The organism is Hahella sp. HN01 (assembly GCF_018986435.1).
Classification (GTDB): Bacteria; Pseudomonadota; Gammaproteobacteria; order Pseudomonadales; family Oleiphilaceae; genus Hahella.
Map to the genome: position 1 here is coordinate 38,951 of NZ_JAHMIN010000008.1, position 24,076 is coordinate 63,026.

Below are 24,076 nucleotides of genomic sequence, written 5' to 3' on the forward strand. Positions count from 1 at the left end.
TCCAAAGCGCTAAAGAGCGAACGCCAGCGCCAAAAACAGTATTGCGGCCAGTATGCCGCCTAAAGCCATGTAACGCCAAGGCCGTCCCGATGCGGATTGTGATGCGTTCGACTCGGCGAAAGGCGGCATGGGTCGGGTTTTTTCACCGGACAAATCGCGCTTGGGAGCGGCGTTGCTATGGGGCGCGCCGTCTTTATCAGTCACCACCAGCACGGTAACGTTGTCATCAGCGCCATTAGTGAGAGCAATTTCCACCAGCTCATCGGCTTTACTCTGCGAGTTACCGCGACGCGCCAACACTTCCTGAATCCGCTCCTCAGACACCACGCCATGCAGTCCATCACTGCACATCAACCAGACATCCCCCGCCTGACGGGGCACGCGATAGGCGTCCACATGCAGCCCACCCTCACCCGCAGCGCCCACCGCCTGGGTGAGCACATGGCGAATGCGCGCCGCTTCTTCTTCAGATAGTCCAGTGCTGCGTTGCGCGACGGAATGATCTTCCGTCATCTGCATGACGAGGTCGTCCCGCAACAGATACACGCGGCTGTCACCCACCCAAGCGACTTCCATTTCATCGGAATGCGCATGCAACGCCGCAACGGTGGACGCCGCGTAGCCGCGCTCGCCACTGATGTCGTCGCCTAACAAGGATTGATGAGCGAGCAGAATAGCCTGCTCCAATGGATGTCCGGCGTGCACCGCTCTTTGCATGGACTGGCACACGCTCGCGCTGGCGACTTCCCCACTGTCGCCCCCTCCAACGCCGTCGGCGACGGCATAGAGACTTGTCGATTCGTCTACTAATCCATTATCCTGATTTTGCTGCCGCCGGCCGGTATGAGTTGCGAAACCTACTTGCATTAAAAGATTTCCAAGTCCCTGATTCATGGGGATTAAAAAAGTATATTTCTTTAGTATAGATGGGTTTTCAGTTTAGTTTCCTTGACTATACTCTAAAGTGTTAAAGCGCCTTCTGACCGGCAGAACCTTAATTCAGTAGTCATTTCCACAAGTGTGAGCTTAACGAGGCCCCTAGCAGCATGCTGAAACTGCAATTCACCGATGGAAGCCGGGAGAGCATCTGGCTGGTAGAACCGCGCCTGAAAATAGGTAAGCATTCTTCCAACAACCTGATTCTCAACCAGCCGGACATCCAGGACTTTCATGCCGAGATTCGTTTGCAGGAGGAACAGCTGTATCTGCTGAACCTCAGCCCCGACTATGTCGTGGGCGTTAACGGCAAAAAGGTGCAAAAAGCCGTAAAAATCAACGAAAACGATACCATCCAACTGGGAAAAGCCCACTTTAAAGTGGTGCATCCCGGTGCCGAGCATAAACCGAAACACGAAGCGCCGCAAAGCATCGCCCATAATGAATGGGGCCTGCAAACCAACGCCAGCTGGGCCAAGCAATCGTTTTACCCGATCGAAGACACCGTCATCATCGGCCGTGACGAACAGTGCGATATCACTGTGCCGGTGTCCCATTTGTCACGTCAGCACGCCCAGTTGACTGTGGCGGGAAATTATATGTTGGTCAAGGATTTAGGTTCCACCAACGGTACTTACCTGAACGGCGAGCGCATTACCCAGGGGCGCGCCAAACGAGGCGATCGTCTGCGTTTTGACGTCGTTACCTTTACCGTGACCGGGCCCGAAGATGACGGCGACCGCACCATCGTGCGTCCAGACGCCGTTGCCCAAGCGCCCTCTCCCGCGCCAACCGGTGAAGAAACCGTCGCCAATAATCCGCCGCCACGCCCAATGCGACCTGCTGCGCCGCCCAAAGCCGCCAGAAAACCGGCGCAAGAGAAACCTGCTCCCGCTCAGGAAGTCGCAGCCAAAGCGGAATCCAAAAGCGGCTATCTGCTTTACACCGTCATCGGCTTCGCCGTGGTGTTCGGCGCCCTGTCAGCCTTTTTCCTGCTCCGGTAAGGATACCGGTCGGGGCATCCCCTGTTACATTTTGCTCATGGGATTTCCTCCACCTTGCCCCTATAATAGGCGGTCGCCCCAGAACAACCTGCACAGCCGTTACTGATGTCGAATCCAGACCGTTTTCAGCAGTTTTTTTCTACAGACTGCCCGCAATTCTTTCGTCCGCTGACCAGCAAATACCGCGAAATGATCGTGGAATGCCTGCGTTTGCTGTATCAACGTTTCTACAGCAGCATGGCGGACTACGGCCACGCTCTGAAGCGAGAGCAGATGGTGGAGATCTTCCAAACCGCCCTGACTCGCGCGCCGGAGCTGGAAACCGATGAAGAAAGCGAAACCGAAGGGCGTTTCCGTACGGATCGCGACAAGGCTCTGTGGATTCTCAATACACTGATTGATTACGGCTGGCTGGAAGTACAGGTCGACGAGGTTACGCTACAGTCCAGCTACCACTTCAGCCGTAAAGGGCGTTTGTTCACCCAGCCCTTTGTGGAGCTCAGCGGCGCATCGGTGCGCACCCGTCACCGCAACACCCGCAATACCCGTAATGCGCTTCGGGCGTTTATTGAAGCCGGCGAAGTCCACGACCTGCTGGACGCTTACGAATACTCCGAACGTATCATCAGCGACTTCACTGACATTATTACTGAGCTGGAAGATCGCAAGCGCCAATTGGTGAAAGAAATTGAGATCACCGCGCTGATCAAACGAGCCAGCGATGAATTCTTCGACTTCATGGACAAACGCTTCCAGCCGGATTTGTCAGTGCGTCTGTCGGCGGACTCCGTGGAGAAACACCGGGACGAGATCATGTCCCAGGTGCGTCAGATTCGCAGGCTCCCCAAAGAAGCCAAGGCGCACGCCGAAGGCGAACTGCGCCGTCTGCTGCCGGATCGCGTGGTGGAGGGGCAATCCCTGCTCTGGCTGCTGTTGGATAATATAGAAATCCGACTCACCAACGCCTGCGATATCATGTTGCCTGCCCTGCGCAGCGCGTTGCGTAACTTCACCCGACGCGCAGATATCATTATCCGTCAAATGAGCTATCTGGCCAGCCAGCGCCATAATGACATGGTGCAGATTTGCCAGGAGCTGACCGAGCTGCCGGCGGAGGAGCAACAGGCGCGTCTGGAGCGCGCAGGCGCCCTGATGGCCAATCTCAATGTGGGCCTTATCGACCCCAAACAGATCAGCCTGCGCGAAGGTCGCCGTAAGATTACCGTGGACAGCCGGGTGCTCAACGATGAGCCGCTGGATCAGGGCGCTCGTAAAGAGTTGTTCATACAACACGCGCTGGATCAGGCTTTCGTCATCAATGACGACCGTACCCGTCAGTATCTGATTCAGGCGCTACGGGGCGGCCAGCGCATCCAGACCAAACATCTGCCCATTAACGCCGCTCCCGATCTGTTGGCGGCGATGCATGCCGTGGAACTGGGCTCCGTGTCAGGACTCTCCAGCGAATACGAGTTCGTGGTTGAGCCGACGGGCGATCTGGTCAGCAATGAATATTTACTGCAGGCGGATGATTTCATCATCGAAGTACGACCGAAAAAAGCGATGCAAGACACCTTATGATTCTGAGTCAATGCCTTGAAAATGAACTGTCCTCTGAAGGACTTCAGTTAACGGACTTCAGCGAGCTGGTGCTGCGTCTGCTGGATTACAGCATCATCTGCCGCGATGAAAGCCTGATCGAACAATCTTTGTATGATCGTTACCTGCGCATCGACAAGCTGGTGGACGATTATCTGTCCGTTCTCGGCGTGCGTCTGCTGCATGACCGTCAGTTCCAATATATCCGTGCGTATCCGCCGGGAGCGGAGGCGCCAGGTCTCGACGATGAGGTGGATCAGCCGTTCAACACCGGTTTGCGCGCGCGCCTGAATCAGCAGGAAATCGCCTTGATTCTGGTATTGCGCAGCCAGTACGACAAAGCCCTACGAGAGGGTCAGGTGGACGATCAGGGCGGCGTCACGCTCAGCTTTGAGGCGCTGTCCATCGCCATGAAGAACCTGCTGCAACGCACCCTGCCGGAGAATCTGACGGAACGCCGCCAGCTGCTGAAGCGCCTACGTCAGTTGCGTCTGTTGCAATTCAGCCAGGAAGACACGTTGGAAAGCGGCGAAAGCTGGGTCCGCATCCGTCCGCAAATCGTCAACTTCGTCAGCGATGAAGCGCTGTCTGCGTTGCGGGGAGAAGAGGCGCAGCAGGAAGACGCAGCGGCGTCCCCGGAAGAAAGCTAACCGGCGGAAGCTGGCCCAAGGACGGAATAAATAAGGCGGCGTCCACTATCAGTGATTTGAGAGCACCATGTTTCTAAAGAAATGCATCTACGTTAACTGGGGCAACATCCCCAACAGCGAATTCGATTTCGGCCCCATTAACCTGCTTTCCGGGGGCAACGGTTCCGGTAAAACCACGTCGGCAGACGCCATTCAGACAGTGATGACCGCCGCCCACGATTACCTGTTTACCTACAACCCAGGCCAGGATGAAACCACGCAACGGGGTCGCGGCGGCAAGCAGGTGCGTACGCTGTCTTCCTATGTACTCGGTTGCGACGACGGCAGCTTCGCCCGTCTGGAGCCCACCGAAGGCTATATCGCCGCCTGTTTTCATCCAACGACAGGCGAGTCCGCCGAGCCCTTCACCGCCATTATCTGTTGCCGCGCCCACATCGATCAGGCTGGCTCGCAACGGGTGGCGCGCCAGGACGACCTGTTCTTCCTGATATTACCCGGGGCGGAAATCAGCCTGACCGACCTGCAGGGTGAAGAGGCCAGCGGCGACAAATTCGTCATGCCCATGGACAAGATCGTGGCGCGCCTGCGTAAAAAATTCGAAGTGGAGAAGTACGATACCAAGAAAGGCTATCTAAAACGCCTTTACGGCATTCTGCGCGGCAAATCTCACGAGGTGCCGGAGCGTGAGGCGATGAACGCCGCGCGCGCATTCTCCCGTTTCATGGCCTATAAGCCAGTGAAAAGCATCAATGATTTCGTCGCCAATGAAATCCTGGAAAAGAAAGACCTGGGCGAAGCGATCCGCTCCGTTTCCGATCTGCTCAAAACTATCCACGGTATGGAAAGCGACGCGTCCCGCCTCAAGAACGCCATTCGCATTCTGAGCGACGCCACGGGCTACGGCGAGAGCTATATTCAACGCTGGATCGATTTGAACGTCTGGCAATACGTCGCCGCGCGTCACCAGTATCTGACGGATCAGGAAGCCTATCTCACCGCTAAGAAGCAGCAGAAGTCCTTGCAGGATGAGAAAGTTTCCAACCAGCAGGAGCGCGATACGCTGGAAGCCCGACATGACCAGATCGAGGGCCGCCTGCTGGAGCTGACCGCCAAACGTATGGGCCATCAACCCCTGCAGCAGAAAGACGAGCTGGAGAAGCTGATCGCCGCCAATGGCCGCGCCCTGCACGAACAAGCGCCGGGGCTGCTGGAGCAGAATCATCGTCTGGACGCCATCTTTCAGGCCACCAATAACATCATCAACCTGATGAAGAACCAGAATATCCTGGATGACGTACCGCGTCTGGGGCATAAGGATGTCTGGGCGGGAGCCCTGGAGTTCAGCCAACTGAAACAACACGGTCAGGTGGATTTCGCCGCCCTGCTGGGACGCGACTGGGTGGATATCTCTCCCCTTGAAAGCCACCTCGATCAGGCGTTATTAATTCAACAGAAAGCCAATCAGTGGCAGCGCCAGTGGCACGATGGAGAAATCAGCGCAGACGGCGTCAGCCTGCGCGACCAAGTCAGTCGCGCCCTGCACCGGCGCGAGAGCCTGAATCAGAAGCTGGAGCAGCAACGCCATCAGAAACAGGCGGAAATCGAAAGCCTGGAGACGCGTCAGGTCACTTATCCTTACCACGTCAAAACAGCGTTAGAGGCGATTCGCCGGGAGTGCCCCGAGGCAGACCCCCGAGTGCTCTGCGATTACGTCGAAATCAAAGACCCCAAATGGCAAAACGCCATCGAAGGCTATGTCGGCGGCGGTCGCTTCTCGATTCTGGTGGAGCCGGAATACGAAGCCCGCGCCACCCGCATCCTGCGCTCCTTGAAAGGCGGCGGACAGGCGCGCGTAATCCAGGGCGAAAAAGCCCGCCGCGATTGCGAGCGCATGAACCTGGACAAAGATTCCATTATCCATGTCATGGAGTTCAGCCACGCCACCGCGCGCTACTACATCACCGCCAGCTACGGCAACGTGCTGCGGGTGCGCTCTGAGGAAGAGTTGCGGATGACCCGTCGCGGCGTCACCGCCAACGGCCTGGGCTCCGGCTCTTACAGCATGTTCCGTTGTGACGTGGCCGACAGTGAGCTGGTATTTGGACAGGAGGCGCGGGAACGCGCTCTGGACGCAAAGAGAGAAGAGCTGCAGCAAATCCGCATCGAGCACCAACGCGCCGGCGAGCAGTGGCAGGAATTGTCCAATCTGCTGCGCGCCGCGGATCAGATCAAGCCGCTGTCCTACGCCGACCGCCTGAAAGCCATGCTCGATATTCACCGGGAACTGCGCGAAGCGGAAGATCGCCTGGCCCACCTGGACCTGGCTGACTTCGAGCAACTGGAACAAGAGCTGGAGCAACTCAAGCAACAGGACAAAGAACTCAAGCAACGTATTGAGGTTCTTCTTAAGCGGGAAGGCAGTCTGCAAACCGAGCTGGCGCAGAAGGCGGATCTCTGTAAAGCGCTCAGCGAACGTAAAGACGCCTCGGAAACCAAACAGGACGAAAAAGAAGAGTCTCTGCGCTCAATTGCGTCCCTATGGCCGAATTTCGATAGCGAAGCGCGGCTGCAGGAAGCGGATCAATGTGCGGAAAGCATCCGTTCCGATCAGTTGCATCTGGAGTTGCAGGATACTCAATCCAACATTGAAAGCCTGGCGCGACAGTTCGAAAACAAGCTGATTGAGCACAACCAGTCGAGCAATCCACTGGATCAGATCGCCTATCTGCCCGACTATGACCAGATGCACAACCGCGCATTCTTCAGCCGCATCTGTGAAGTCAGCCGGGAAATCGACAAAATTCGCAACCGCCTGAAAAACAATATTCTGGTGGAGAAACAAGAGAAGCTGACGCAGTTGAAACTGGCATTCAACAACACCTTCGTCACCCACCTCTGTCACGCCATCTATCAGGCCATCAATGACGGCAAGAAGATTCTGGAAGACATGAACCGGGAGCTGGAGCACCATCGTTTCGGCGCCGATCGTGAATCCTTCCGCTTCGACTGGACGTGGGTGCCAGAATTCAAGGAGTACTGGGATTTCTTCAAGGAAATCATCGCCCTGCCTAATCTCGGCGAAGGCGCAACGCTGTTTGACGCGGAGTTGTCGAAGAAAGCCTCGCAAGTGCGCGACCGCATGATGGCGATGTTGCTGTCCGACGACGAGCAAAAAGCGATGCGGGAGCTTGAACGCATCTCAGATTATCGCAACTACCGCAATTACGAGATTTATAAGGAGCCGCAAGGCAAACAACCGATTCCGTTGTCGCAATACGGCACAGGCAGCGGCGGCCAGTTGGAGACCCCGGCCTACATCATCCGCTCGGCGGCGATCACCTCCGCATTCCGCTTCAACGAAGGCGACAGTCATCTGCGTATGGTGCTGGTGGACGAAGCCTTCTCGAAAATGGACGAAACCCGCTCCCGCGAGGTCATCAACTATCTGACCCAGACTTTGGGCCTGCAGCTGGTATTCATTATGCCCACCAGCAAATCCGGCCCCTTCATGGACCTGATCAGCAACCAGTTTGTGTTCACCAAATGCCCCACCACCCGCCCGGTTGGCGAGCTGCAAACCCGCGTTCTGGTGGACAGGCAAAAGTGCAACCAGGAAAAAATCGCCGAACTCTGGGCCAACCACCGCAAACAAATCCGCCACCAGTTCGCGCTGGATTTTATGGAGGAGTTTGGTTGAAGACGTTTTAACTTACGTTTTCAACATGCAAGCCGAGGGCTCCGGCCCTCGTGCTTCAGCTATCTATTCCTACGTCACGACGCTACCAATAACTATAGCCGTGAATTTCACGGAAATTGCTCCATACTTAGAGACAACACTGGGTTCAATGAGTTTTGGAGACGCACATGGACAGTCGATCTTGGCTCTTTGGGATTCACTTCATCACCGCACTGTCGCTATCCCTGGCCGCATTTTCGACGCAGGCCGCCGGACGCATTTTCGGCATCGCCGGCAAGAGCGTGGAGGACATCAATTTCATCAACGCCTGGAAGGGATGTGAAGAAGAGGCCCGCCTCAATGACGACACCTGTATTCACATTGGAGAAGTCGGCCCCGCACATTTTCGCACTCAAGACCGTGTGTTGCTGGAGGCGATGGATCGACGCATTGACGGCATTGCCGTTTCCGTCACCAATTCTGAATACCTCGCTGCAAGTTCTTTACGAGCTGCTTCAGAACGCGGCATTCCCATCATTACCTTTGATTCCGATCTGGAAAAACCTCACGACAACTTGCGTAGCGCTTACGTGGGACCCGACAACCTGGGCTTTGGACGCAATCTCGCCACTCAGGCCATGCGTCTGCGACCGCAAGGCGGCGCTGTTTGCCTGATGAGCGGCGGCCCTTACAACCCAAACCTTAACGCGCGCTTGCTGGGCGTGCGGCAGGTGCTTAGCGGAGATGACGCCTTTCCCGCTGACCGCAAACTCACTGGCGAAAACGGATGGCATGAGCCTGTTCGCTGTCCTTGGTACAACTGGGATAAATACGATCGCGCCCTGCTGCAAATGCGGGAGGCGATCTATAACAAGGAGATCAATGTATTCCTCTCCGTCGGCTCATGGCCTCAGATCGACCTCAATCTTTACCGGGAAGCCATGATGCCGGCGAAGGCTGAGTATCTTGATTCGCTCAACAAGATAGTTGTCATAGGCATAGGCACGCCACTGCCTGAACAGCTGGATCAGTTGAGTGAGAAGCTCGTCCATGCCTTTGTTTCCATTGATTTCGAGGAGATGGGACGGATCAGTTACCGCTATCTGAAAAAGCTCTCAGAGGGAGAGCGTGTTCCCGAAATCACTTATACGGAAAACCGTATCTACCGTTGGGACGATCCCGCCATTATGGAAAGGCGCGTCACCAAGGAGTGAGCTGTATAGATTTCAACGCACTTATTCGCCGCATGCCTTGCAAGGGCGGATTGATCACGTCCGCCCTCCGCTTACCGCCTCCTTTCCAGCTGCATAAGCAGTCCGTTACGTTCCGACTTATACAGCGCTTTCTCTCTGATTCTATTTGATATTTTTCCGATAAAACGACCTAACGCCCCTAGGGTTTGCCCCAGGCTACTTCCACTGTTTGCGTCCGTTACACTAACCGGCCCCTTCTTTTCCAAATGACGCATATAGAGTTCCAGCAGACGTAGGTGACAGATATGGACGGAGTAGTACTTGATATCAATCATAACAACCGTGAAGGCGTGTTGAGATGTCATCAAGGCAACCGTTACGCCTTCAGCCTGGCGGAGTGGAAAAGTCAGGAAGCGCCGCGACGGGGAGACAAAGTGGACTTCCTTCCTCTGGGCACGCTAGCGACGGAAATCTATTTTCTGGAACGGGCCGCCACACCAGAGCCAACGCCTGCGCCAAACGCTTCAGCTCAGGCAGCAACGCCTTCCCCCACCGCGCACGCTTCCCCGACGTCGCAACCGCAGTCGAGTGAACGCGTCAACGCTAACCCGGCATCAGGCAAGGCCACGTTTTCCCATACTTCTGGCCTGGCGGTGACCAGCTTTATATTCAGCCTCATTGGCCTGTTCTTCTTTGGCTCCCTGATAGCGATTATCTGTGGACATATCGCGCTCCATAAAATTCGGGAAAGCGCTGGCGTACTGACCGGCGCGGGGCTGGCTATCACTGGCTTGGTGTTGGGTTATCTTGGCCTGTTAGGCACTGTCCTATGGATTGGTTATCAGGCGTACCATCAACAGCTCTGATACTCATCTGCTTTCTGTAGCAATCTTTCATTCTGGCGCTCATCACTTACGACCCCGCGCGTGCTCCTGCTTCCGATTAAACCAATCAATCGGAAGCATAGTTATGATTACCTTTTTAAATAATGAGAATCATTCTAATCTAGCCATAACAAACAAACGGCTACCGTGGTACGGGGGAGTCAAACATGGTTAAAACGTTTACCTTCGCCATCATCCATTTCAGCGTCGCCTTCACTGTAGGGTACCTGTTAACCGGCGACCTCATCGTCGGAGGCGCTATCGCATTAGTGGAGCCACTGTGCAACACTGTAGCCTATTTCTTTCATGAAAAGGCCTGGGAACGGTTCGGCCGGTTATCCAAGCCCGCCTCCTCTCCCGATGCAGCAGTACATGGAGCCGGCGCCGCAAGCGGTTAACCTTCCTTCCCGACCAGGCGGATCAAGGAGGCGCCATGAACAGTTTTAACACACTCTCCGATTTATCCGTCGGAGACCGCAGCTACCGCATCCATCTACTAAGTTCGATGCCGGCGGAATACAAAGTCGAACGGCTGCCTTACTCCATCAAGATTCTGCTGGAGAATCTGTTGCGGCGAGAAGACGGCTATAGCATCACCAAAGATGACATCGCCGCTCTCGCGCAATGGGACGCCAGCGCCCAACCCAGCGCGCAGGTTGCGTTCACGCCGGCGCGGGTTGTTTTACAGGATTTCACTGGCGTTCCAGTGGTGGTGGATCTGGCCGCCATGCGCGACGCGATGATGAGTCTCGGCGGCGACCCCAGGTTGATCAATCCCCTCGAACCCGTTGATCTGGTCATCGACCACTCTGTGATGGTCGACTATTTCGGCGACCAGGACGCCCTGGCGCGCAACACTCAGATAGAATTCGAACGCAATGAGGAACGTTACAAGTTTCTGCGTTGGGGACAAAAAGCGTTTTCCAATTTCAGGGTAGTCCCTCCCGGCACCGGCATCGTGCACCAAGTGAACCTGGAATATCTGGGACAGGTGGTGATGCAAAAAGAAATCGATGGTGAATGGTTCGCCTACCCTGACACCCTGGTCGGCACTGACTCTCACACCACCATGATTAATGGTCTCGGCGTATTGGGCTGGGGCGTTGGCGGCATTGAAGCGGAAGCCGCCATGCTGGGGCAGCCGGTCAGCATGCTGGCGCCGGAAGTCGTGGGCTTTAAATTCACCGGCAAGCTCGCCGAAGGCGCGACCGCCACAGATCTTGTTCTCACTGTCACGCAAATGCTGCGCAAGAAAGGCGTGGTAGGAAAGTTCGTCGAGTTTTACGGCGATGGTCTCGACCACCTGCCCTTAGCGGACCGCGCCACCATCGCCAATATGGCTCCGGAATACGGCGCCACCTGCGGCATCTTCCCTGTGGATAAAGAAACGCTAGCCTATCTCAAGCTTTCCGGCAGAGAGGACAGCCTGATCAATCTGGTGGAAACCTACGCCAAAGCCCAGGGCCTATGGCGGGAAACAGGCGATAGTCCAGCGCAATACAGTGATACGTTGACACTGGATCTGGGCTCAGTCACACCCAGTCTGGCCGGTCCCAAACGTCCACAGGACCGCGTCGCGCTCTCCGACGCCAAAGCCTCTTTTGAAAACACTCTTCAGGATTATCTGGACCTGAGTTCCGCTTCCGACAACAAGTCGACAGAAGAGCGCAACGGCGATTCTCATCAACTCCAGCATGGAGACGTCGTGATCGCCGCCATCACCTCTTGCACCAATACGTCGAACCCGGCTGTCATGCTGGCGGCCGGGCTCGTGGCGAGAAATGCGCGGCAGCGCGGGTTGACCGTCAAACCCTGGGTGAAAACATCTCTCGCTCCCGGTTCTCAGGTCGTACCGGCTTATCTCAAAGCGGCGGATCTCATGGATGATCTGGAAGCCCTCGGCTTCAATCTGGTTGGATTTGGTTGCACCACCTGTATCGGTAATTCCGGGCCACTACCGGAAGCGATTCAAAGCGCCATCCGCAAAGACAAGCTCATGGTGACGTCCGTGCTATCCGGTAACCGCAACTTCGAAGGCCGCATACATCCAGAAGTGCGCGCCAATTATCTGGCTTCGCCGCCGTTAGTCGTGGCCTATGCCCTGGCCGGCTCCATGCGTATGGATATTTACAAAGATCCTCTTGGCCAGGACAAGAATGGCGAGAATGTCTACCTGAAGGATATTTGGCCTTCGCAAAAAGAGGTCGCCGACCTTATCGCCGCTACTGTTTCTTCAGAGCGTTATCGCAGCCAATATGCGGATGTTTTTACTGGGACTGACGCCTGGCGCGCACTGCCAGTTCCAGAGGGTAAAACCTACGATTGGCCCGACTCCAGCTACATCAAGAAACCACCGTTCTTTGACGGAATGACCCTATCGCCGCCAGCTCTGACGAAAATCGAACAAGCGCGGACCTTGGTGAAAGTTGGCGACTCCATTACCACCGACCATATTTCCCCTGCCGGCTCCATCGGCCCGGATAGCCCCGCAGGAAAATATTTACTCGAATGCGGCGTCGAGCAACGGGATTTCAACAGTCTCGGCAGCCGTCGCGGCAATCATGAAGTGATGATGCGCGGCACCTTCGCCAATGTCAGATTACGCAACCAACTGGCGCCGGGAACCGAAGGCGGCTGGACCACACACTGGCCCAGCGGAGAAGTCGTCAGTATCTTCGACGCCGCCTCACGCTACCGGGAGAATGGGACTCCGCTGATTGTCATCGCTGGAAAAGAATATGGCTCCGGCTCAAGTCGCGATTGGGCCGCCAAAGGGGTCAGTTTGCTTGGCGTGCGAGCGGTGCTGGCGGAAAGCTATGAACGGATTCACCGTTCCAATTTGGTTGGCTTCGGCGTTTTACCTCTCCAGTTCAAGCCCGGCGAATCAGCGCAGACATTGAACCTCGATGGAGAGGAAACTTACTCTTTCGGTTCTCTGGAAGATTCACCCAAATCAATTACTGTCACTGCCGTAGATAAAGAAGGTTCGAAGAAGACTTTCGACATGGACGTACGCATTGATACGCCAACCGAGTGGGATTACTACCGCCATGGGGGAATTCTGCAATATGTGGTGCGAGATCTGGCCAGGAAGTCGACGTCCTGAAGCTCAAGCCACGTTCAAATCGCGTTAAGAGATTATCCAGGCCGCACGGCGACGCCGCGGCGGCCTGCTTGAACGTTCGCCTCTCCATGTCCGTGTTTTCGAACACTTAATAGCCAGTTTAAAAAATATTGATAACTTGATGTTTTTATATCATATTCATACAAGTGTTATTTACCGCGTCTTTATGACCATAGCACTATTCCCTAACGCTGAGAGAGGCGGCATCACAGTTAAGCTCGCCTGTTAAGTCTGGGAAGTTTTACTCAAAACCAACACTCAGCATGACCAAGTACGGTGAACATGACCACCAAGAAAACATCTCCGGAGTTTGAGCGACAGCTGTTTCGCATGGTGCGGGAAGCCAGGTGTATCGGGCGCTCTAATGGAGTTTTCAAAGTCGGCCCTGAATTCTCCACAAAACGAATTGAAAATGTGTTAAGCCGGCTGGGATACAGCTTCGCCTCACACCGCTCAGAGAAAGAAGACGGCGTTTACTGGGAGCTTTGCCTGATGGTTCCAGAGATTCTGGAAGAAAGAATTATCCCGACGCATTTGCGTTCAATGTAACGAGACGTCGGAAAAGGAGCGAGTACTTCATGGGCGCTAACGCAGTAGCGCACTCTCGCGAAAATGGAAAGGGAGTTTTTGAGCTAACTCCTGGTTCAGGCCGACGTCTCCGCCGGCCTATTCCATCGGTTAGATCGATTACGCTTGAGAAGATCTCCTGCGCATCGACAAACCGAGCATGCCCAAACCTAGCAGTGCGAATACTCCCGGCTCGGGAACTTCGCTGGTCTCAGCCGCGTCTTTGTCCTTACCGGCGACTCCTGTGAAAAAGAGTTCGTCCAGACTGTAAGTTTCAAACAGCGCAGCGAATGAGCCTTCCAGGAACTTGATCGAAGAGAAGCCTTGGTCCAGGGCGAAGCCCCAGAAAGTGCCGCTCAACGTCGGAGCCATTTCTTCGACAACCTTGCTGCCGTCCAGCAGCTCAATTTCCATCTTGATGCCAGTCCCCTCTCCTCCGGGGCCCGCCAAGTCCCAAATGCCGCCAAAAGAGGTGGCGCCGCCTTCAAAAGTGAAAACGGTGGGCGCATAGGTGTCGCTAACACGGTCATAGAACTTCCCGCCGCTGACCGTGGAGTGGCTCCATCCTGAAGAAATACTTAGTCCTGAGGTTAACGCGTCCCGGTCAAAACTTTCGACCTCATAGGCTCCTGTTGTTAACGCCCAAGCAGCTTGATCCGTGTAAATGTCTACAATGGCGGCTTGAGCAGACCCTACAAAGGCCACTGCACTACTTGCTAGAAACAATGCATTAATAACCTTGTGCATGGTTACTCCTTATAATTTTGATTTTGGAGTTACCCGAAAGGCACAAAGTATTCCCTGGTTTAAAAATATAATAAAAAACATATCGTTATATTTTTAACCAATATAAAAGTATATTTTCTCAGTAAAGTTAGTGGACACGGCCTTTAGATATAGGCCTGACAAAATTTGATCAGCCGTTCACTTCGCATTTAAATAAACACAAAAAAGATATAGACCTTAAGAAATAGTCCCGATATTTTCATGAAGAACATGCATAGACTTTTGAGACTATTCTTTAGGAACTATATTTAGGCTTTTATTCAATCATTCCTTTAAGAACAGATAAAAAACCCACAAAGATAACAATGCATCACATAATTTGGCCGAGATTATCGCCGATTAAACATACAGTTATTCTCTGATGAGATTTCGCGGGAATAACGACCCAATAATCGTCAGTATTTTTTACACTTGCAGTTTGCGCACTAAAAACAAGTTCCTCTCGCCTTTTAACCTGCGATTCTGATCACAAAATCAGCAGTTAAATGGGGAAGCTGCCGCGATTTTTCCCTCATTGGAAGCCTTGGCGACGATGGCGCGCAGCGAAAAACAGATCAAACCATGTCCAATGCAACAGGGAATCTGCGCAGATTTTCATCCAACGACTTTATCCGCTCCGGGCTATCGCCTCGGAAGTAACAGTAGAGTCTAGGCGTTTTATCCGCATTATCGCCTTCTAATTGATAAGGATTGCGAGAGGTCCCCTGGGGTGCGGAGAGGTAATCGCTGATGGCGTACAAATAGTGCTGGTTCAACAGATGTCCCCAGGCGTCGATATCCGTACGCAGGTAGAGGGGTCCGTCAATATCAATGATGGATGAACCGGATTCCCGCAATGGCGAGATGACGCCAAGGCGGGCGACCAGATCATACTGATTGGCGAAGTTTTCGATATAAGGCAGCGCAGTAACGCCGCCGCCCATCTCAATGGGCAGGTTTACTTTGGCGATATAGGTCATGGTATTGGCGCAATTGGCGAAGGTGTATACCTCAAGCTTCTTGAGCAATTTAATGGCGTAGGCGTTAAAGCCGCTCTTATCCATGAGGCCAAACTGATCCGGCGTAAGGTGCGCCAGCGCCAAACGGTCAATAAACTCCAGGTTCGCCCAGTCATTGCATTCCGGGTTATCTTTCAGTTTCTGCAACGCTTTCAAAGCCCGACTGATTGCGCGTAACACATTGGCTGCGATGATGGTTCCCTGTGAATGGCAGAGTAGCACCACCCGCTCCAGCGCCGGATTTTTCATCGCCTCCAGCAACGCTATCGTCGCCTTAACGTCTGGTTCAGTCATGGTTTGCGGAATCTCCAGATCCGGATCGATCTTGAAGCTTTTTCCGACTGCGCACTGAAACAAATCCAAGAGAAACGAGCTGGTCTGGTTGTGGATAACCGTCACCGGGCGCTGAAACATCTGGCTGATCAGCTGCGAGTTAAGCTCTGCAATAGGTTTGTTGGTTAGAATACCGTTGAGGAAAAACCAGCGTTCGTGACTGAATGAGGTGACGGAGTCAAAGGGGTCCGCCTGCTGGAAGTAGCCGCTTGGCCGCCAGAACAGCCGGTTGACGAAGGGCGGAAGAAAGGTCCGCGCCCATTTGTTGGGCAGATGGGAATAGGCGGGGATATTGGCGTCCGCCAGAAATCCGAGCGTACGCTTTAAACGCCAGAGGTCGAGTATGGTGTATTCCGACAACTCACGGTGTGGCGGCGGCCAGCTTGAAATTGGTCCAAAGATGGACTGCAGATAGAACGGCGGGAACATGTTCAACGCGCCGCGCACCACCTTGGCCAGATTGCTCCAGGCGTTTTCTTCAGGAAAGGGGAGAAAGTTGGGTTCGGTATAGCCGGAATCCGGTTCGGCTTTACTGATTACGGGGCTGATTGTTGTCGCGGCCATCACACACTCCCTGCGTCTGGTTGAGCTTTCTTAAGCGTAGTCCCGCTTCGCGGCGGCGCCAAACCGGCGTCCGCCGCACAGCTTGTCGACTCAGGCTGGGTCTTCCCTGCTCTGGGTCGAATCTTATCTTTTACAGACGTTTGATCTCTTCTTGGATTTTTTCCAGTCGCTTCTCATTGGACGGATGCGAACTCAGAAAGCTGGACTCGCCGCCGACTTTTTTCTGCAACGTTTCGATGGAGCGCTTCATTGCATAGGGATCTTTGCCCAGTCTGTGCAGTGATTTCACGGAATATGCGTCGGCTTCCAGTTCGTCCGCCTGAGAAAAACGCGCATTCACTGCCGCGTATGCGATTTGCCCCAATTGCGATTGGGTCAGCTCGCCCACTGTGCCGCCGGCTGAAACAACCGCCTGAAATGCCGCGTCCGTCAGCATTTTCTCACGCATCTGCTTGTAGCTGTGTTTGAGTTTGACGTGGCCAATCTCATGCTGCATGACCGCCAGAACCTGATCGTCAGGCATCACGTCCATCAGTCCGGAGTAGACTCGTACGGTGCCGTCCGCCATGGCGAAGGCGTTGATCTGATCCGACAAATAAACCTTGTAGTTCAGCGTCAGCCCGTCCGCATTTTTCAGATTGCGGGTAATGGCGTCCAAACGCTTGGCGTATTTGCTACTGGACGGAGCCACTTTATTTTCTTTATCCATTTTGTCCGCCGCCTGTTGGGACACGGACACCACTTGATCTTCCGTGAGGGTGGTGGCCTGCAGCACACCGGCGCCCAGCGTCAATGCGGAGTCGGTGTAGGCGCCGCTATTGGCGCAACCGGACACCAGGCCCAGGCTCAAAATAGGGGCGGCGACTAAAGGCAATAGATGTTTTCGCAACATTCTCAGGCTTCCTCAGCTATAGTTGAACGAACCCGCCCACAAGCAGGTCCGGATTAAATCATTCAGTCTGATTATCTATTCGGGCGCTAGCGCGACCATTAGAAATTATGCGGACGCCGCTGGCAACCATCCTATTAGCGCCGTCCGTCAGGTTACAGCCGTTACTTTGTTTATTCCGCAACCGTCAACGTCACTCCCAAGCCGGCGGAGAACTCCTGCAAAGCAGTCAGCTTATCCTGCGACAACTCAGCGCTGAGCATGACATGCTCGGCATATTCCGCAGCCACATTGCGGGCGCCATGTTGATCCAGCCATAAACGCAATACCTGCTCATGGCGGAAGTCACAGCTCAAGCTGATGCTGGCCAGAGTTTCGCGAAGCTGTACCGGCAGTTCCACCATCGCCTGCTGGGCCGCGCCGGAATAGGCTCTCACCAATCCGCCCGCTCCCAGCTTGACGCCGCCAAAGTAGCGAATAACAATCACCATGACATCGCCGACGCCCTTGTGTTGCAGCACGTTCAATATCGGCTTTCCCGCCGTGCCGCTGGGTTCGCCATCATCAGACATCGCCGCGCTCTGTGCGGATTTCGGGTTGCCTAACAGATAGGCCCAGCAATGATGTCCGGCGTCGGGGTAGTCCTGCTTCGCCTGGGCCAGCATCGTCATCGCCGCCTCGCGGCTGTCCGCATATCCAGCGCGAGTGATGAAGCGGCTTTTTTTCACTTCAGAGACAGTTTCCACAGCCGCCGCCGGGGCAAAATAAGACATCAGTCCTCACTCTTGGTATTCCAGTTCAACGCAACATTCAGGTAAGCGACAGGCCTCCGTCCACCACCAAAGTATGGCCGACCACATAACTTGCACTTTCAGAGGCCAGCCAGACAATGGCCTCCGCCACTTCTTCAGGATCGGCGAAGCGGCCAATAGGCGCCGATGAGGCAGCTTGCTCCTGTTGTGGATTATGGCCGTCTTGCAACCGCGAGGTCCAGCGCGGGGTGCGGGTGGCGCCGGGAGCGACCGAATTGATGCGCACGCCCCGCGTAATATACGACAGCGCCAGAGAACGGGTCAGACTCTCCAGCCCCTGACCAGCGGCGGCGTTGAATGGGTCCGGTTGCAGGCGGAAGCGATTGGCGGAGCTGACATTGACGATGGCGCCGCCGCGCGACATGAGTTCAAGCTCATACTTGAGACATAGCGCCGGCGCCCAGAGTTCGTTTTCCAACGGCCCGCGCAATTGCTCTTCCGACATATCAGTAATGGCGCTCGTGGAGCCGGTTCCCGAGGCGGCATTGTTCACCGCCATATCCAATGCGCCATAGCGACTCTCGATGTATCCGAACAGGCGGCGCAGGGAGCGGCGATCCGTCAGGTCGCAGGCGTAAAAATCCACCGCATCCAGATCTGGATGCGCGGCCTTCGCCTCTTCCCAGTTGGCGTCGTTTCTACCGCAGGTAACCACGCAATCCCCCTGACGCAACAGTTTCTTCACCACGGCCAGTCCGATACCCTTACTACCTCCGGTTACTAACGCAATCCGAGCATTGTCTTTATCCATGAGATCATTCCTTTGCTGAGTAATAACGAACATCAAGACGCCATCGCGGCGCTGCAGGCTGCGATGAAAGAACTTTGGCACGCGTCCTATGCAGAACTGCTGCAGCGCGCCGGAAGCCACAGTGAAACGACTTTCATGTCGGCTGCCGGAAACCGCTATCTGATAATGATTGATATAGCGCGCCCCAATCAACTGGAATGCGCCGTAGAAGTCAGTGGATGTCTGGCGAAGATACAAGATGGCGTCGCGGTTAAAAGCCGTATCGGGGCCAGCTTTTACGTCACGCCGGATGATCTCAAAGTCGGTGACTATCTGGTCGCCAGCGCGCAGTAGAGCGTCGTTTGCCGGCGTTTTTCCTGCAATATTTCAATGCGGGAAAAGCCCGCCAGACGCAACAGCGCCATGACACTGTCTTCAGAGCAAAGCGCAAAACCATGTCGTGCGAGCGGCTGCCCGTCGGGCGGATTCTCCGAACAAAACCCCAGCGCCAAAGTTCCGCCATTGGTCAGTACGCGAAACACCTCGCGAATATTCTCTTCCGGGTCCGGCCAGAGATGCAGCGTATTGGCGCTGCACACTTTGGTGAAAGCCGCATCATCAAAGGGAATGCTTTCAACGGAGGCGTTCACCAGCGTCACCCGGCCGGAGGAAATGAGTTTATGATTATTACGTGTCGCCCGGGACACCATGGCCGTCGACGTATCAACGCCCGCTACCCCGCCGTTGGTGGTGATATGCGCCATTTCGCGAATCAGTTTGCCGGCGCCGAAGCCGATTTCCAGCACGCGGTCGGAAGGTTCCAGACACATGGCCTGTTTCATGAACTGATTCAGCTCGTCATGAGCGTTACTCATCCAACTGGCGAGCATTCTGCCTAATGATCCCTGCGAGTCCCTTAAGCGGCGCGCAACAAAAGCGTCGAAACTCATTGCCTCTCCTTGTGAACGATTGACGCTGGCGTAACTCCGCGTCAGGGATATTCCAGGTTGCCTGGACAGCGTATTGTTTGGCATGCTGATTCGCACGCTCAGTGCCCTTCTCCAATATTGAAGTACGTTTTTTATGAAGCATATCGTGGTAATTACAGGCGCCGGAATCAGCGCCGAAAGCGGCATTCAAACTTATCGCGGCGAGGACGGTCTGTGGCGCGAGACCGACTATAACGAGGTCGCCTCGCTGACAGGATGGCGCAAAGATCGCGAGAAAGTGCTGACCTACTGGAACGCGCAACGCCGCATCATGGCCGCCGCTCAGCCCAACGCCGCGCACTACGCCCTGAGCCGGCTGGAGGAGTGTTATCTGGTGTCCATCATCACCCAGAATGTGGATAACCTGCATGAGCGCGCTGGCTCCAGTCAGGTGCTGCATATCCATGGCGAGTTGATGAAAAGCCGCAGCTCCGTGAACCCTAAGCTGGTTTACCAGCATGGCGATCGGGACATTAACATTGGCGATAAATGTGAAAAAGGCAGCCAGTTACGACCAGACGTAGTCTGGTTTGGCGAGCCGGTGCCTTTGTTCTCCCAGGCGCAGAAAATCGTCCACAGCGCCGATATCATGCTGGTGGTGGGAACGTCTCTGGAGGTGTATCCCGCCGCCTATCTGGTGGAGAAGCGCATGCGCGGCGTCCCTATGTATATCGTTGATCCTAACGCCAATCCAGAGGCGCACGACGCAGTGGTGGTAAATGAACCCGCCACCCAGGGTGTCGTCACCCTGGTCGAACAGCTACTCGAACAGGCCTGAGCCCCCTATTTTCCTTGATATCTTTGTGGTTCAGGCCCTCCTAATCTCTCCATTTTGACCTATATCAGAGCCGCATCGGACTTGCCACGTACAATACGCCGCTTTCTTGTCAGGTTGTCTTATTTTTAACCGAGGCGGCCGGCGCCGAATGGCTATGGAGGGAATATGAGCCAAAAAGCAATGAAGTTGTATGATAAAAACGGGCATGTCTGCCTGTTCCTGACCGGTCTGGTCGAAGGGGAAGCGATTCCCAGCAATCAATTGGTCATCGTTGATCATGGTGAAGCCGCGCTCTTTGACCCTGGCGGCGAACTGACCTACACGCCGCTTTCCATCGAACTGTCCAAACACATTTCCATCAAGTCCTCCCTGCGTTATGTCTTCGCCTCGCATCAGGACCCGGACATCATCACTTCGTTGCCGCGCTGGCTGATGCACACCGACTGTCAGGTAGTGACCTCGCGCCTGTGGGCGCGCTTCCTGCCGCATCTGGTGTCGGAGTTCGTCTCTGGAAAAATGAATAAGTCTCTCAGTCACCGCATGGTGGAGTTGCCGGACGATGGCGCTCAGATCACTTTGGGCAAATCCCAGATCCGCGCGGTGCCTGCGCACTTTCTGCATTCGGTGGGTAACTTCCACTTCTACGACCCGATCAGCAAAATTCTGTTCTCCGGGGACGTCGGCGCCGCCATGACTCCAGGCTGGGATCATGAACCCGTGCAGGATATGGCCAAGCATATCCCATTAATGGAAGGTTTCCATAAGCGCTATATGGCTTCCAACAAAGCCTGTCAGGCATGGGTGAATCAAGTGCGCAAGCTCGATGTGGAAATGATGCTGCCGCAGCACGGCAAGCCGTTTTTCGGCAAAGACAAAATCGGCCAGTTCCTATCCTGGTTCGAAGACCTGAAGTGCGGGGTCGACCTGATGTAGACGGCCCCGCGCCGACCAGCTATTTAAGCCAGGAAAAAGACCGCGCCAGAAATTCAGAGCCATGGCCAATCACACATTCGCCATGAGCAATGATAATGTTGTCGGGTCGCCACGCCTGCATTTTGCGCAGCGCGGCCCTGGCTTTAGACCTGCCGAATATAAAAGTGAGACGCCAGTCTATGGGCGTCTTGCCATGAGGCGCGATAATCCCCGTCAGCAGAGCGACCCAGCGGCGCCAACCATGGAAGTGGTCCACACGGAAGTTTTCGATCAAATCCCCGAGGATCAGAGTGCGGCTGCTGCGGTGAAAGAAAACCGCTTCTTTCATGGCGAAACTGCCGCGAAACAAAGTCTGGTCCACATCCTTTTCCCACTCTGGCTCCGGGTTCTCGCCCAGTAAACCGTCAAAAGAAATATCCTTACGTTTTTCCTGCAAGCCAGGAGTGCCGTAGCAGGCGGCGTCGGGGAAGTGCGCCATCCACTGAGGCAAAAACAAGTGATGAAGTTTATTCGGCGTCACCAGATATTTGACCGGGCCCAACTCGGCGACTTCCCGAGCCAAATTTTCATCGTAACGCGTGGGAGAGTGAACAAGAATATCGCCGTTGGACAAGCGCACTACCGTCATACGGGTGGTATACGCCAACCCCAGATAAGGCACCGCTTCACCGTTGTAGATCCAAAGGTTTTCCGCCATTGAGATGAGACTCATGCTTTCCTCCTTGTATGAGTGTTCAAACACTATCCATACTTATCCTAAGCCACACCCTAACCAAAGCGCCAAAAATTTTTGTGGGCATAGCCCACTCATCAACCACATCTGACGAGCGAGCCATACTTAAAAGCGACTTGAGCCTAATTACACCGCTTTACGAAAGCGCCTCGCGCCAGCGAATCCAGCCAGGCCGATGGTCATTAGAACCAGGGTGTAGGGTTCGGGTGCTCTAATGACTTTGATACTATAAGTTTCCATCCCGTCAACCTCCCGGCTTTTCGAGATCCACTCCAGATAGGGACCGATATCCGGCAGCTCAAAGTGGCTGAACATACCACTGATGTTACTCGCGCTAAACAGTGAGAACTCGTCATTCACTTCCGGTTTGAAAGTTTCCCAGAGGTCGATTTTAAGAATACCGTCCAGTCTCGCCTCACCTTCAACATTGACCATAAAGTCGCCAATTGAGCCCCAATCCCCCAACGTCAACTGCAAGGTGGCGCTCTCCTCCTGCCAATAGTCGCCTTTGATGGTCAGAGTTCCGCCGTTTTCTCCCGTAGCGACAACGCCGCCGTCATTGTTCCATACAATTGTAGAGTATTCTCCAGGAACGTCTCCCGCTCTGATCACTCCAGAGCCTTGGACCTTGCCGCCTTCCGTTTGCATAATATTCACGTCGACATCGCTGTCTTCCATCACCAGTGCGCCACCAGATCTGACAATTAACTCTCTGCTTGAGAGACTTGCTCCGTTTTTAACCGTTGTCGTTCCATCAATGAAGAAATAACTTCCTTCATCAAACTTAGAACCTGCTTCGATGGTCAAACTCTTACCAATTTTGATATAGCTACCCGTCATGGTTGCGCCATTTTGAATGATCAGGTCTCCACCAAAATAAGCTGTATCCCAAATGTCCATTGAAGAGTTCTTTCCATCTATCACTACTTTTCCATAGTAGCCGCCAAGTTCCGCAGAGACCCTGGCGCCGTTAGTTATACTAATAGTCCCTTCTTCCGTCAGATTCATATACTGTGCGCTCAGGCTTGAGTTATTCCCATCCATAAGCACTTTTCCATTAAGTTCCGCCTCCTCTGCAGACAACCAAGAACCACCATTAACTTCGATCACGCCTTCTCTTAAATACAGATCTTCATTCAGCCCCATGAAGGCCTCGTCGTTAAGCGCTAACCTGCCGTCCACATGAGTAGAGTATCCGGAAATATGCGTCTTATTTTTCAGCTCCAGCAACCCTTCGCCTCCTCCGCTATCCGTGTCTGAAAAGCCGACATAATATTTCATCCCTAAAAAAGCGCTTCTTCCTGTTTCCATGCCATCAAGAACAAGGCTGCCTTTAGAACCGCTCTCACTTCCTACCAGTATTCTTATCTCTTCGTCAGTGTCGTCTCTATCCCGATTGAGTACACCATTCTTCAGTGTTAAATGTCCGCCTGAATGGCTGTTTACAGAAATACCATCTTGCATTTCCAGGTTATGACCATCGAGGTCAATAACAACCTCATCGCTCTTCACTGAAACGCCCTGAACATTTACGTCCTCAGACAGTGACGCGGTATAAGCGCTGTCTGCCCCCGTATTGAACGAAGCTGAGTCCGATGCGCTGGGAGCCGTCCCTCCCACCCAATTTGCATCATTATTAAAATCACCGCCGCCTGTATTGTTCCAGTCAATGACCGTTGCCTGCGCAACGGACGCGCAGCTTACAAACACGAATGAAGTTAAAATTCCCAGACCTTGAGTTGTCTTCACTGTTACACCCCTTGTGTATTAGTTCATTTATATGGCGCAGACTCGTTAGCAAGGTGCGGACCAGAATATTTTCATATTTAAAATCAACAATATATAACTTATAAAATCTTCAACAAGACAAACATATAAAATATTTTGACCATATAAAT

General features: G+C 54.1%; 21 protein-coding genes. 12 read left to right on the plus strand and 9 right to left on the minus strand.

The window, feature by feature from the left end:
- Positions 1 to 9: 9 nt before the first annotated feature.
- Positions 10 to 867: a PP2C family serine/threonine-protein phosphatase gene (locus KP814_RS09650; protein ID WP_253938284.1), complete on the minus strand. Its 858-nt coding sequence runs from the start codon at positions 865 to 867 to the stop codon at positions 10 to 12.
- A 179-nt stretch (positions 868 to 1,046) separates the two neighbouring features.
- Between KP814_RS09650 and KP814_RS09655 the strand changes: the two genes are divergently transcribed.
- The 9 genes from KP814_RS09655 (at position 1,047) to KP814_RS09695 (ending at position 13,615) form a co-directional block, all read left to right on the plus strand.
- Positions 1,047 to 1,940, plus strand: coding sequence for an FHA domain-containing protein (locus KP814_RS09655; protein ID WP_216736581.1), 894 nt, complete (start codon positions 1,047 to 1,049; stop codon positions 1,938 to 1,940).
- Positions 1,941 to 2,045: 105 nt separating this feature from the next.
- Positions 2,046 to 3,521 carry a Wadjet anti-phage system protein JetA family protein gene (locus tag KP814_RS09660; RefSeq protein WP_216736582.1) on the plus strand — a complete coding sequence of 492 codons (1,476 nt, stop codon included), beginning with the start codon at positions 2,046 to 2,048 and terminating at the stop codon, positions 3,519 to 3,521.
- Positions 3,518 to 4,189, plus strand: coding sequence for a DUF4194 domain-containing protein (locus tag KP814_RS09665; RefSeq protein WP_216736583.1), 672 nt, complete (start codon positions 3,518 to 3,520; stop codon positions 4,187 to 4,189). Before KP814_RS09660 ends, KP814_RS09665 begins: the two co-directional genes overlap by 4 nt.
- 67 nt (positions 4,190 to 4,256) lie before the next feature.
- Positions 4,257 to 7,886 (plus strand): ATP-binding protein, encoded by a 3,630-nt coding sequence (locus KP814_RS09670; RefSeq protein ID WP_216736584.1) that lies wholly within the window; start codon positions 4,257 to 4,259, stop codon positions 7,884 to 7,886.
- Between the two features lie 167 nt (positions 7,887 to 8,053).
- On the plus strand, positions 8,054 to 9,079 hold the full coding sequence (locus KP814_RS09675) for a substrate-binding domain-containing protein (RefSeq protein ID WP_216736585.1): 1,026 nt from the start codon (positions 8,054 to 8,056) through the stop codon (positions 9,077 to 9,079).
- Positions 9,080 to 9,363: 284 nt separating this feature from the next.
- A complete protein-coding gene (locus KP814_RS09680) occupies positions 9,364 to 9,924 on the plus strand; it encodes a DUF4190 domain-containing protein (RefSeq protein WP_216736586.1) in 561 nt (186 codons plus the stop codon).
- 185 nt (positions 9,925 to 10,109) lie between these two features.
- The gene (locus KP814_RS09685; protein WP_127974208.1) at positions 10,110 to 10,340 is read left to right on the plus strand and encodes a DUF2061 domain-containing protein; all 231 of its coding nucleotides are present in this window, start codon (positions 10,110 to 10,112) and stop codon (positions 10,338 to 10,340) included.
- A gap of 35 nt (positions 10,341 to 10,375) precedes the next feature.
- Positions 10,376 to 13,048, plus strand: coding sequence for an aconitate hydratase AcnA (gene acnA / locus KP814_RS09690; protein ID WP_216736587.1), 2,673 nt, complete (start codon positions 10,376 to 10,378; stop codon positions 13,046 to 13,048).
- A gap of 300 nt (positions 13,049 to 13,348) precedes the next feature.
- Complete coding sequence (locus KP814_RS09695; RefSeq protein ID WP_216736588.1) at positions 13,349 to 13,615, plus strand: hypothetical protein; 267 nt, start codon at positions 13,349 to 13,351, stop codon at positions 13,613 to 13,615.
- A 138-nt stretch (positions 13,616 to 13,753) separates the two neighbouring features.
- Here the strand turns inward: KP814_RS09695 and KP814_RS09700 are convergent, their stop codons facing one another.
- From KP814_RS09700 to KP814_RS09720, 5 genes are all read right to left on the minus strand, one after another.
- Complete coding sequence (locus tag KP814_RS09700; protein WP_216736589.1) at positions 13,754 to 14,380, minus strand: PEP-CTERM sorting domain-containing protein; 627 nt, start codon at positions 14,378 to 14,380, stop codon at positions 13,754 to 13,756.
- Between the two features lie 593 nt (positions 14,381 to 14,973).
- Positions 14,974 to 16,314: a hypothetical protein gene (locus KP814_RS09705; RefSeq protein ID WP_216736590.1), complete on the minus strand. Its 1,341-nt coding sequence runs from the start codon at positions 16,312 to 16,314 to the stop codon at positions 14,974 to 14,976.
- Positions 16,315 to 16,444: 130 nt separating this feature from the next.
- Entirely contained in the window at positions 16,445 to 17,206 is a 762-nt protein-coding gene (locus KP814_RS09710) for a M48 family metallopeptidase (RefSeq protein WP_216736591.1), read from the minus strand.
- 170 nt (positions 17,207 to 17,376) lie between these two features.
- Entirely contained in the window at positions 17,377 to 17,976 is a 600-nt protein-coding gene (locus KP814_RS09715) for a YigZ family protein (RefSeq protein WP_216736592.1), read from the minus strand.
- A 37-nt stretch (positions 17,977 to 18,013) separates the two neighbouring features.
- A complete protein-coding gene (locus tag KP814_RS09720; protein WP_216736593.1) occupies positions 18,014 to 18,766 on the minus strand; it encodes an SDR family NAD(P)-dependent oxidoreductase in 753 nt (250 codons plus the stop codon).
- A 12-nt stretch (positions 18,767 to 18,778) separates the two neighbouring features.
- Between KP814_RS09720 and KP814_RS09725 the strand changes: the two genes are divergently transcribed.
- Positions 18,779 to 19,099: a hypothetical protein gene (locus tag KP814_RS09725; RefSeq protein WP_216736594.1), complete on the plus strand. Its 321-nt coding sequence runs from the start codon at positions 18,779 to 18,781 to the stop codon at positions 19,097 to 19,099.
- Here the strand turns inward: KP814_RS09725 and KP814_RS09730 are convergent.
- Positions 19,075 to 19,695 (minus strand): class I SAM-dependent methyltransferase, encoded by a 621-nt coding sequence (locus KP814_RS09730; protein WP_216736595.1) that lies wholly within the window; start codon positions 19,693 to 19,695, stop codon positions 19,075 to 19,077. The genes KP814_RS09725 and KP814_RS09730 overlap by 25 nt on opposite strands.
- Before the next feature lie 133 nt (positions 19,696 to 19,828).
- Between KP814_RS09730 and KP814_RS09735 the strand changes: the two genes are divergently transcribed.
- Complete coding sequence (locus KP814_RS09735; RefSeq protein ID WP_216736596.1) at positions 19,829 to 20,512, plus strand: Sir2 family NAD-dependent protein deacetylase; 684 nt, start codon at positions 19,829 to 19,831, stop codon at positions 20,510 to 20,512.
- 165 nt (positions 20,513 to 20,677) lie between these two features.
- Positions 20,678 to 21,445 (plus strand): MBL fold metallo-hydrolase, encoded by a 768-nt coding sequence (locus KP814_RS09740; protein WP_127974219.1) that lies wholly within the window; start codon positions 20,678 to 20,680, stop codon positions 21,443 to 21,445.
- Between the two features lie 19 nt (positions 21,446 to 21,464).
- On the opposite strand, the gene KP814_RS09745 is transcribed toward KP814_RS09740, so the two are convergent.
- Together KP814_RS09745 and KP814_RS09750 are read right to left on the minus strand one after the other, a co-directional pair.
- Complete coding sequence (locus KP814_RS09745) at positions 21,465 to 22,157, minus strand: DUF4336 domain-containing protein (protein WP_216736597.1); 693 nt, start codon at positions 22,155 to 22,157, stop codon at positions 21,465 to 21,467.
- A 147-nt stretch (positions 22,158 to 22,304) separates the two neighbouring features.
- Entirely contained in the window at positions 22,305 to 23,927 is a 1,623-nt protein-coding gene (locus KP814_RS09750) for a PEP-CTERM sorting domain-containing protein (RefSeq protein WP_216736598.1), read from the minus strand.
- Between the last annotated feature and the right edge of the window lie 149 nt (positions 23,928 to 24,076).

Excerpts from the sequence above, each read along its gene's own strand:
- KP814_RS09650 (WP_253938284.1), bottom strand. The coding sequence starts at position 867 with ATGCAAGTAGGTTTCGCAACTCATACCGGCCGGCGGCAGCAAAATCAG.
- KP814_RS09655 (WP_216736581.1), top strand. The coding sequence starts at position 1,047 with ATGCTGAAACTGCAATTCACCGATGGAAGCCGGGAGAGCATCTGGCTG.
- KP814_RS09660 (WP_216736582.1), top strand. The coding sequence starts at position 2,046 with ATGTCGAATCCAGACCGTTTTCAGCAGTTTTTTTCTACAGACTGCCCG.
- KP814_RS09665 (WP_216736583.1), top strand. The coding sequence starts at position 3,518 with ATGATTCTGAGTCAATGCCTTGAAAATGAACTGTCCTCTGAAGGACTT.
- KP814_RS09670 (WP_216736584.1), top strand. The coding sequence starts at position 4,257 with ATGTTTCTAAAGAAATGCATCTACGTTAACTGGGGCAACATCCCCAAC.
- KP814_RS09675 (WP_216736585.1), top strand. The coding sequence starts at position 8,054 with ATGGACAGTCGATCTTGGCTCTTTGGGATTCACTTCATCACCGCACTG.
- KP814_RS09680 (WP_216736586.1), top strand. The coding sequence starts at position 9,364 with ATGGACGGAGTAGTACTTGATATCAATCATAACAACCGTGAAGGCGTG.
- KP814_RS09685 (WP_127974208.1), top strand. The coding sequence starts at position 10,110 with ATGGTTAAAACGTTTACCTTCGCCATCATCCATTTCAGCGTCGCCTTC.
- acnA (WP_216736587.1), top strand. The coding sequence starts at position 10,376 with ATGAACAGTTTTAACACACTCTCCGATTTATCCGTCGGAGACCGCAGC.
- KP814_RS09695 (WP_216736588.1), top strand. The coding sequence starts at position 13,349 with ATGACCACCAAGAAAACATCTCCGGAGTTTGAGCGACAGCTGTTTCGC.
- KP814_RS09700 (WP_216736589.1), bottom strand. The coding sequence starts at position 14,380 with ATGCACAAGGTTATTAATGCATTGTTTCTAGCAAGTAGTGCAGTGGCC.
- KP814_RS09705 (WP_216736590.1), bottom strand. The coding sequence starts at position 16,314 with ATGGCCGCGACAACAATCAGCCCCGTAATCAGTAAAGCCGAACCGGAT.
- KP814_RS09710 (WP_216736591.1), bottom strand. The coding sequence starts at position 17,206 with ATGTTGCGAAAACATCTATTGCCTTTAGTCGCCGCCCCTATTTTGAGC.
- KP814_RS09715 (WP_216736592.1), bottom strand. The coding sequence starts at position 17,976 with ATGTCTTATTTTGCCCCGGCGGCGGCTGTGGAAACTGTCTCTGAAGTG.
- KP814_RS09720 (WP_216736593.1), bottom strand. The coding sequence starts at position 18,766 with ATGGATAAAGACAATGCTCGGATTGCGTTAGTAACCGGAGGTAGTAAG.
- KP814_RS09730 (WP_216736595.1), bottom strand. The coding sequence starts at position 19,695 with ATGAGTTTCGACGCTTTTGTTGCGCGCCGCTTAAGGGACTCGCAGGGA.
- KP814_RS09735 (WP_216736596.1), top strand. The coding sequence starts at position 19,829 with ATGAAGCATATCGTGGTAATTACAGGCGCCGGAATCAGCGCCGAAAGC.
- KP814_RS09740 (WP_127974219.1), top strand. The coding sequence starts at position 20,678 with ATGAGCCAAAAAGCAATGAAGTTGTATGATAAAAACGGGCATGTCTGC.
- KP814_RS09745 (WP_216736597.1), bottom strand. The coding sequence starts at position 22,157 with ATGAGTCTCATCTCAATGGCGGAAAACCTTTGGATCTACAACGGTGAA.